The sequence below is a fragment of the Streptomyces sp. SID5910 genome (assembly GCF_009862125.1).
Taxonomy (GTDB): Bacteria; Actinomycetota; Actinomycetes; order Streptomycetales; family Streptomycetaceae; genus Streptomyces.
The window spans coordinates 1-8,042 of record NZ_WWHX01000378.1 but is presented as its reverse complement, the minus strand read 5'-3'; the positions used below and the strand labels follow the sequence as shown (position 1 = coordinate 8,042).

General features: G+C 71.1%; 8 protein-coding genes and 1 pseudogene. 4 read left to right on the top strand and 5 right to left on the bottom strand.

Annotation, left to right across the window (positions count from 1 at the left end; translation table 11 throughout):
• Window positions 1-180, top strand: a pseudogene (locus tag GTW67_RS13015) (aminotransferase class V-fold PLP-dependent enzyme); the annotation flags it as partial.
• Window positions 181-259: 79 nt separating this feature from the next.
• On the opposite strand, the gene thpD reads toward GTW67_RS13015, so the two are convergent.
• The 5 genes from thpD to GTW67_RS12990 all read right to left on the bottom strand — a co-directional run bounded on the left by thpD (window position 260) and on the right by GTW67_RS12990 (window position 5,060).
• Window positions 260-1,159 carry an ectoine hydroxylase gene (gene thpD, locus GTW67_RS13010; protein WP_161164973.1) on the bottom strand — a complete coding sequence of 300 codons (900 nt, stop codon included), beginning with the start codon at window positions 1,157-1,159 and terminating at the stop codon, window positions 260-262.
• A 6-nt stretch (window positions 1,160-1,165) separates the two neighbouring features.
• Window positions 1,166-1,564, bottom strand: a complete 399-nt coding sequence (locus tag GTW67_RS13005; RefSeq protein WP_161164972.1) for an ectoine synthase — start codon at window positions 1,562-1,564, stop codon at window positions 1,166-1,168.
• Window positions 1,565-1,656: 92 nt separating this feature from the next.
• Window positions 1,657-2,928 carry a diaminobutyrate--2-oxoglutarate transaminase gene (gene ectB, locus GTW67_RS13000; RefSeq protein ID WP_161164971.1) on the bottom strand — a complete coding sequence of 424 codons (1,272 nt, stop codon included), beginning with the start codon at window positions 2,926-2,928 and terminating at the stop codon, window positions 1,657-1,659.
• A gap of 134 nt (window positions 2,929-3,062) precedes the next feature.
• The gene (gene ectA / locus GTW67_RS12995; protein ID WP_161164970.1) at window positions 3,063-3,578 is read right to left on the bottom strand and encodes a diaminobutyrate acetyltransferase; all 516 of its coding nucleotides are present in this window, start codon (window positions 3,576-3,578) and stop codon (window positions 3,063-3,065) included.
• A 351-nt stretch (window positions 3,579-3,929) separates the two neighbouring features.
• Complete coding sequence (locus GTW67_RS12990; RefSeq protein WP_161164969.1) at window positions 3,930-5,060, bottom strand: aminotransferase class V-fold PLP-dependent enzyme; 1,131 nt, start codon at window positions 5,058-5,060, stop codon at window positions 3,930-3,932.
• A gap of 177 nt (window positions 5,061-5,237) precedes the next feature.
• Between GTW67_RS12990 and GTW67_RS12985 the strand changes: the two genes are divergently transcribed.
• The 3 genes from GTW67_RS12985 to GTW67_RS12975 all read left to right on the top strand — a co-directional run bounded on the left by GTW67_RS12985 (window position 5,238) and on the right by GTW67_RS12975 (window position 7,962).
• Entirely contained in the window at window positions 5,238-5,747 is a 510-nt protein-coding gene (locus GTW67_RS12985; RefSeq protein WP_161164968.1) for a hypothetical protein, read from the top strand.
• A gap of 10 nt (window positions 5,748-5,757) precedes the next feature.
• A complete protein-coding gene (locus tag GTW67_RS12980) occupies window positions 5,758-6,849 on the top strand; it encodes an amidohydrolase family protein (RefSeq protein ID WP_161164967.1) in 1,092 nt (363 codons plus the stop codon).
• Between the two features lie 186 nt (window positions 6,850-7,035).
• Window positions 7,036-7,962 (top strand): SCO1860 family LAETG-anchored protein, encoded by a 927-nt coding sequence (locus GTW67_RS12975; protein ID WP_161164966.1) that lies wholly within the window; start codon window positions 7,036-7,038, stop codon window positions 7,960-7,962.
• Window positions 7,963-8,042 lie beyond the last annotated feature (80 nt).

Here is an 8,042-nt window from a genome sequence, read left to right as displayed (position 1 = left end):
GAGCCGGTCCCCGCGCCGGGGTCGGCGATCGTGTCCGTGCCCGGACTCGGCCACCGGCAGGGCGACTTGAGCCGGGCGGGCGTGCAGGTCTCGGACCGGGCCGGCAATCTGCGGGCCGCGTTCCACCTCTACAACACGGAGGCGGACGTCGACCGGCTCCTCGACGTCCTGGCGGGCTGAGCCGGCCGGGCGGGTACAGCATCGGGCAGGGGCCTCCCGTCCCACACGAGGAGGCCCCTGCCCGAGTCTCAGACGCGGTTCACTTCACCGGCGTGAAGTCCCGCGCGCCGATGAAGTCCGGCCGCCGGATCGGTGCCGAGAACGGCTCCACCGCCGTGTTCTCCACGCTGTTGAACACGATGAACACGTTGCTGCGCGGGAACGGCGTGATGTTGTCGCCCGAACCGTGCATGCAGTTGCAGTCGAACCAGGTCGCCGAGCCGGCCTTGCCGGTGAACAGCTTGATGCCGTACTCCGACGCCATCTTCGTCAGCGCCTCGTCGGACGGCGTCCCCGCGTCCTGCATCTGGAGGGACTTCTTGTAGTTGTCCTTCGGCGTGGCCCCCGCGCACCCGAGGAACGTCTTGTGCGACCCCGGCATGATCATGAGACCGCCGTTGGTGTCGTAGTTCTCGGTGAGCGCGATCGAGACCGAGATGGTGCGCATGTTCGGCAGGCCGTCCTCGGCGTGCCAGGTCTCGAAGTCCGAGTGCCAGTAGAAGCCGCTGGCCCCGAAGCCCGGCTTGACGTTGATCCGCGACTGGTGGACGTAGACGTCCGAGCCGAGGATCTGGCGGGCCCGGCCGACCACGCGCTCGTCGCGCACCAGCTTGGCGAAGACCTCGCTGATCTTGTGCACTTCGAAGACGGACCGGATCTCCTTGGACTGCGGCTCCACGATCGAGCGCTCGTCCGCCCGGATGGCCGGGTCGCTCGTCAGCCGCTCCAGCTCCTGCTGGTACTCGGCGACCTCGTCCGGCCGGATGAGCTGGTCGATGGCGAGGAAGCCGTCGCGGTCCAGCGACTGGAGGTCACCGGCCGACACGGGGCCCGGGGTGTCGGGGCTGCCCCAGACCACCGGGTCCTGCCGGGGAGTGGCCACCTCGGTGGCACCGCGGGTGGGATAGAGATCGGTGATGTTCGTGGTCGTGATGGTCACGGTGACTCACACCTCCTCGGTGAGCAGCGGGTATACGCCGTTCTCGTCGTGGTCCTCCCGTCCGGTGACGGGCGGGTTGAAGACACAGATGCAGTGGAAGTCCTCCTTGACCATGAGCGTGTGCCGCTCGTGGCCGTTCAGGAGGTACATCGTGCCGGGGGTGATGTGGTACGTCTTCCCCGTCTCGCGGTCGGTGAGCTCGGCGTCGCCCTTGGTGCAGACGACGGCCTCGATGTGGTTCGCGTACCACATGGACGTCTCCGTACCCGCGTACAGGATCGTCTCGTGCACGGAGAAGCCGACCTTCTCCTTGGCGAGGACGATGCGCTTGCTCTCCCAGGTGCCGGACGCCGACTTCACGTGCCGGTCGGTGCCTTCGATCTCCTTGAACGAACGGACGATCACGGTGTTGCGATGCCTCCTAGGTGAGGGTGTGCAGGGATCCCCGGCGCCCACGGTCGCGCGGGCCGAAGGCGCCGGAAGCGTGTGGTGCGGTGTCAGGCGGTCTCGCGCACGGCGCGGGCGAGGGTCTTCATGCCCTCGTCCAGTTCGTCGGGCGTGATGGTGAGCGCCGGCAGCAGTTTGACGACCTCGCTCTCGGGGCCGGACGTCTCGATGAGCAGCCCGAGCTCGAAGGCGCGCTTGGCGATGCGGCCCGCGCGGTCCTTGTCGTGGAACTCCAGGCCCCAGACCAGGCCGCGGCCCCGGTACTCCTTGACGTCGGCGAGGTTCTCCTCGGTGATGGCGATCATGTGCTGCTCGACCTGCTCACCGCGGGTGCGGGTCTGCTTCTCCATCGCCGACCCGTCGGCCCAGTACGCCTCCAGCGTGGCGGTCGCCGTGACGAAGGCGGGGTTGTTGCCGCGGAAGGTGCCGTTGTGCTCGCCCGGCTCCCAGACGTCCAGCTCGGGCTTGAACAGGCACAGCGACATCGGCAGGCCGTAACCGCTGATCGACTTGGAGACGGTGACGATGTCCGGCGTGATGCCCGCCTCCTCGAAGGAGAAGAAGGCGCCGGTGCGGCCGCAGCCCATCTGGATGTCGTCCACGATGAGCAGCATGTCCTGGCGGGCGCACAGCTCGGACAGGGCGCGCAGCCACTCGGCGCGGGCCACGTTGATGCCGCCCTCGCCCTGCACGGTCTCCACGATCACGGCGGCCGGCTTGTTGAGGCCGGAGCCCTGGTCCTCCAGGAGCCGCTCGAACCAGAGGAAGTCCTCGACGGTGCCGTCGAAGTAGTTGTCGAACGGCATGGGCGTGCCGTGCACCAGCGGGATGCCGGCGCCGGCCCGCTTGAAGGCGTTGCCGGTCACGGCGAGCGAGCCCAGGGACATGCCGTGGAAGGCGTTGGTGAACGACACGATCGACTCGCGCCCCTTCACCTTGCGCGCCAGCTTCAGCGCGGACTCCACGGCGTTGGTGCCCGTCGGGCCGGGGAACATGACCTTGTACGGCAGGTCGCGCGGCCGCAGCACGATGTTCTGGAACGTCTCCAGGAAGCGGCGCTTGGCGGTCGTCGACATGTCCAGCCCGTGCGTGACGCCGTCCCGCTCCAGGTAGTCGATCAACGCCCGTTTCAGGACGGGGTTGTTGTGCCCGTAGTTGAGCGAGCCCGCGCCGGCGAAGAAGTCGAGGTACTCGTGGCCGTCCTCGTCGTACATGCGGCTGCCGTGCGCACGGTCGAAGACGGTGGGCCAGCCGCGGCAGTAGCTGCGCACCTCGGATTCGACGGTCTCGAAGACACTGAGGTCGGGCTGGGTGATGGTCACGACGAATCGCTCCTCGTGGGGTGAGGGTGGGAGAGGAAGGTCGTACGGATCCGGCCGGGGACCAGGGCGGTCCCTGCCGGGAAGTGTGAGGGGCCGGACGGCCGGGGAACCGGGACGTCCGGGCGCCGGACGGGTCAGTCGCCGGCGGCGGAGAGGGGGCCGATGCGGTACAGCACCTCGGGCTCGTGCGGTCCGTCGGGGAAGAGGTCCGTCTCGAACAGCACCTCGCGCTCCAGCCGGGCACCGTGCCGCTCGGCGAACGAGGTGAACAACCGCTGGGACGCGGTGTTGTCGGGTGAGATGGTGGTCTCCAGGGTCGCCGTCCCGCACTCCGCGACAGTCCGGGCGGCCAGCTCGTCCAGCAGCGCGGCGGCGAGCTTTCGTCCACGGTAAGCCTCGTCCACGGCCACCTGCCACACGAGCAACGTGTCCGGCCGGTCCGGACGCAGGTAGCCGGTGACGAAGCCGACCGGCACGCCGTGCCCGTCACGGGCCACGGCCGAGGTGGCGGCGAAGTCACGGCACCAGAGCAGATAGCTGTAGGACGAGTTCAGGTCGAGGACCTTGGAATCCCTCGCTATCCGCCACAGGGCGGCTCCGTCTGCCACTTCCGGGCGATCGATTCGCAGGTCTGCTTGCACGGCGGTCATGCAAATTGAATTTACCCAGTGGAATTAAAAAATGCATCGCCGGAAGGGGTTACGTATGAGCGCCTCGTGTGTTATCGCGCGGGCGCGTGCTTCCGCGCGAAGCAGCGGCGATTTGGGGGTAAATGACCGGTGTATAAGTTACAAAACGGACCGCATGTGCAACGGGTCACAATCATGTAACCCGGCGCGCGGTGCTCCTGGCCCGGTTCCCGGACTTCATGAAATCAGTGCGTTTAGGCCCACGAAAACCGGGCAGGAGGATACCGGAAGCCTATCGAGGTAATTACTTAAATTCACTTCCTGTGAAGTTCGGTAATTACCTCGAATTCATGCTCCCGTTCATGCTCCCGTTCACGCGCCCGCAAAGCCGGCCGCGGACGGCCGCTCCCAGGCGTCCTCGGCCGCCCGGCGGGCCGCCGCCGGGTCGGTCGTGCGTCCCTTGTCCGCCAGCGCGGCACCCAGTGCCGCCAGGCAGCTCTGCACCGTCCCGCGCGTCGCGTCCGGCCCGTAGTGGTTGACGCGGATCATCTCCTTGGCCAGCGCACCGCCGCCCGCGGCCATCGGCAGCGCCGGGTCGGACTCCAGCGCCCGCGCCACCAGCTCCGAGGCGTCCAGCTCCGCGGGGACCCGCAGGGTCGTCGCCACCGGCGCCGCCTCCCGCGCCTCGTGCACGTACGGCTCCAGACCGCCGCCCAGCGCGAGCGCCCCGGCCCGGGTGGCCGCCGCCGCCGACGCGTGCCGCGCCATCACCGTCTCAAGGCCCTCCGCCTCGATGCGCTCGACGCACGCCTCCAGCGCCAGCATCTCCAGCTGCGCCGGCGCGTGCAGCAGCGCCCTGCGCCCGCCGTCGATCCAGCGCTCCTTCCAGTCCAGCAGCGACAGGTACGACCGGCGCGGCGCCCCGGGGTTGGCCGCCATCCGCGCCCACGCCCGCTCGCTCACCGACACCGCCGACACCCCGGCCGGACCGCCCATCGCCTTCTGCGCGCCGATCACGCACAGGTCCACGCCCCACGCGTCCGGCAGCACCGGCTCGGCACCCACCGACGCCACCGCGTCCAGATAGAACAGCGCGCCGTGCTCCCGCACCACCTCGCCGATCTCCGCGACCGGGTTGGTGTTGCCGGTCGCCGCCTCCGCGTGCACCAGGGACACGAAGTCGATCTCCGGGTGCTCGGCGAAGGCCTGCCGGACCAGGTCGGCCGTCACGGCGGTGTGGAACGGCACGGAGAGGTCGTGCACCGTCGCACCGCAGTCCCGCAGCCAGTCTCCGAACGTCTGCCCGTACGGCCCGGTGACCACGTTCAGCGCGACGGTGTCCGGACCCGCGCACCCGCGGATCGCGCCCTCCAGGGGCAGCAGCGCCTCGCCCTGCGTGATCAGAACGTCCTGCCGGGTGCCGAGCAGGCGCGCCACCCTGTCCTCGATCGCGGCGAAACGGCCCGCGCTCAGCGGGGCGAGGTCCAGGAAGGGGTGGCTCACGGCGGTGCTCTCTTCAGTGACGGCAGGTGTGCGACGCGGATACGCCGCGTATGGAGTCGAGAGTAACCATGGCACCCGCGGCCACTCGCGCCGGAGGGCTTCCGTTGCGACACCCCCACGGCCGGAATCGTGGCTTCCGTCACAGCCGGAGCGGTCGCCGCCTGATGGACTGGCCCCGTGTTCCTCGTCCTTCTGCTGGTCGTCGTGATCGCCGTGGTGTCGACCGTCGCCCTGACCGGCCACGGCGCGAGCGTCCTCGCCGCCCGCCGCTCCCGGGGCCCCGGCGCGGCACCCCCGCTGCACGCCCTCGCCGCGTTCGCCGCCGCGGCCGCCCTCGCCACGTACGCCTGGGGGGTGCTGCACGTGACCGGCGCCGTGATGGCGTCGGACGGCGGTGCCGGCTCCGCACCGGCACCGCCCTGCCGCATGCCCGGCTACGAGGAGCGGGCGCTCCACGTCGTCGACCAGTCGGTCTCCTTCCTGCCGCTGGGCTTCGTCTGCGAGACCACCGACGGCGGCGACTACACCAGCGACGACGTCCCCGCCTGGGTCAACCCCACCGCCGCCGTCCTCGCCCTGACCGGCGCCGGCAGCGCGATCGCGGCCGGCTACGCGACGGAGCTGCGCAACCGCGCGCGACGGCGTCCGGCGACCGAGCACTCGAAGGGCGTCGGCGGGCCCGTCTAAGGTGCTGGGCATGAGCGATCGCACGGTGCTGCACGTGAAGGGGCGGGTGCTCGTCGGGCCGGAGGACGTCCGGGACGAGCTGTGGGTGATCGGCGGCCGGATCTCGTACGACCGTCCCGCCGGCGAGGCCGACGTCCGCACCGTCGAGGGCTGGGCGCTGCCCGGCCTGGTCGACGCGCACTGCCACGTCGGCCTGGACCAGCACGGCGCCGTACCCGAGGACGTCGCCGAGAAGCAGGCGCTCACCGACCGGGACGCCGGCACCCTCCTCATCCGCGACGCCGGCTCGCCCTCCGACACCCGCTGGATCGACGACCGCGAGGACCTCCCGAAGATCATCCGCGCGGGCCGGCACATCGCCCGCACTCGCCGCTACATCCGCAACTACGCCTGGGAGGTCGAGCCCGAGGACCTCGTCGCCTACGTCGCCCAGGAGGCCCGGCGCGGCGACGGCTGGGTGAAGCTGGTCGGCGACTGGATCGACCGCGACCTCGGCGACCTGTCCGCCTGCTGGCCCCGCGGCGCCGTCGAGGCGGCCATCGCCGAGGCCCACCGCCTCGGCGCCCGCGTCACCGCGCACTGCTTCGCCGAGGACTCGCTGCGGGACCTGGTCGAGGCCGGCATCGACTGCGTCGAGCACGCGACCGGCCTGACCGACGACACCATCCCGCTCTTCGCCGAGCGGGGCGTCGCCATCGTGCCGACGTTGGTCAACATCGCCACGTTCCCCGCGCTCGCCGACGGCGGCGAGACCCGGTTCCCGCGCTGGTCCGACCATATGCGCCGGCTGCACGCCCGCCGCTACGACACCGTCCGCAACGCCTACGACGCCGGCATCCCGGTCTTCGTCGGCACCGACGCGGGCGGCGCCCTGGCCCACGGCCTGGCGGGGGCGGAGGTCGCCGAACTGGTCACCGCCGGCATCCCGCCCGTCGAGGCCCTCGCCGCCACGACCTGGGCCGCCCGGCGCTGGCTCGGCAGGCCCGGCCTCGACGAGGGCGCGCCGGCGGACCTGGTGGTGTACGACGAGGACCCGCGCGCGGACGTGCGCGTGCTCGGCGCTCCGCGCCGGGTGGTGCTCAACGGGCGGGTCGTCGGATAGCCGACACGGGTGACGCCGGGGAACGCGCGTGCCGGAAGATTCGAAAAGGCTCGCGGAAACACCACGAAGGGGTGAAGTGACCCTGGATCGCTGACGGTTGGGGCCGGACGGGGACATCCTTTCCGGGTCCCAAGCATGTCGCTCATGCGTGTTCCGCACGCATGTCTTTCTGGGGGTCCCACCACCTTGAACGGCAACACCTTCCGCATGCCCGCACGCCGCCTCCTCACCGTCACGGCGGCCACGGCGCTGGCCGCAGGACCCGCGGTCCTGGCCGGCGCGGGCACCGCCCACGCGACCGGCGACCACGGCCGCGCGAGCGCCTCCGTCCTGCGCACCGACCTGGACGTGTCCCTGCTCAAGAAGACCGTGAACGTCCCGCTCACGGTCACCCTCAACGAGGTGCAGGCGCCCGAGAGCGCCGAGAAGACCGCGCTCACCGCCCGCCTCGACGGCGTGGAGGGCGGCAAGCCCTTCAGTGTCCTGCGCGCCGATGTGGCCGACGCCGGGGCGACGACGTCCGCGGAGAAGGCGGAGGGCCACACGAACCTGGCCCGGGCCCGGGTCCACGTCCCCGGTCTGCCGCTGCTGTCGGTCATCGAGGTCGAGCAGGTCACCTCGACGGCGACGTGCGAGGCGGGGAAGAAGCCCGTCGCCTCGTCGAACCTGCTGGGCGCGGTCACGGTGCTCGGCAAGAAGGTCACGCTGACCACGGGCGGGACGACGGACGTGAAGGTGCCCGGGGTCGGTGAGGTGCGGCTCGACCTGTCGAGGACGGAGACGACGTCGCGTACGGCTGCCGCGACGGCGCTGGCGCTGACCGTGCACGTCGATCCGCTGGAGCTGGGGGTGGCGCAGGTCGACGGCACGCTGACGCTGGCGAGCGCCAGTTGCGAGGCTCCGGCGGCGCTTGAGCCTCCGGCGGAGGTGGCGGAGGAGCCCGCGGAACCGGCGGCGGAGGTGAAGCCGCAGGGGGCTCCCGCCAAGGAGGCGACGGCCGACCTGGCCGAGACGGGGGGCAGCTCGATGACTCCGTATCTCGCGGCCGGTGCAGGGGTGTTGGTGCTGGCGGGTGGGGGAGCGTTGGCCATGGCCCGGCGTCGGCGGGGCTGACGGCGCGTGGGCGGGGGCAGCGCGGGTGGGGGCGCTTGCCCGCGCTGACGGGGTGCCGCCTGCGCCCACCCGTGCCGCCC

Coding starts and splice junctions, on each gene's coding strand:
- ectA (WP_161164970.1), bottom strand. CDS start 3,578: ATGACCGCCGTGCAAGCAGACCTGCGAATCGATCGCCCGGAAGTGGCA.
- GTW67_RS12980 (WP_161164967.1), top strand. CDS start 5,758: ATGAGCGATCGCACGGTGCTGCACGTGAAGGGGCGGGTGCTCGTCGGG.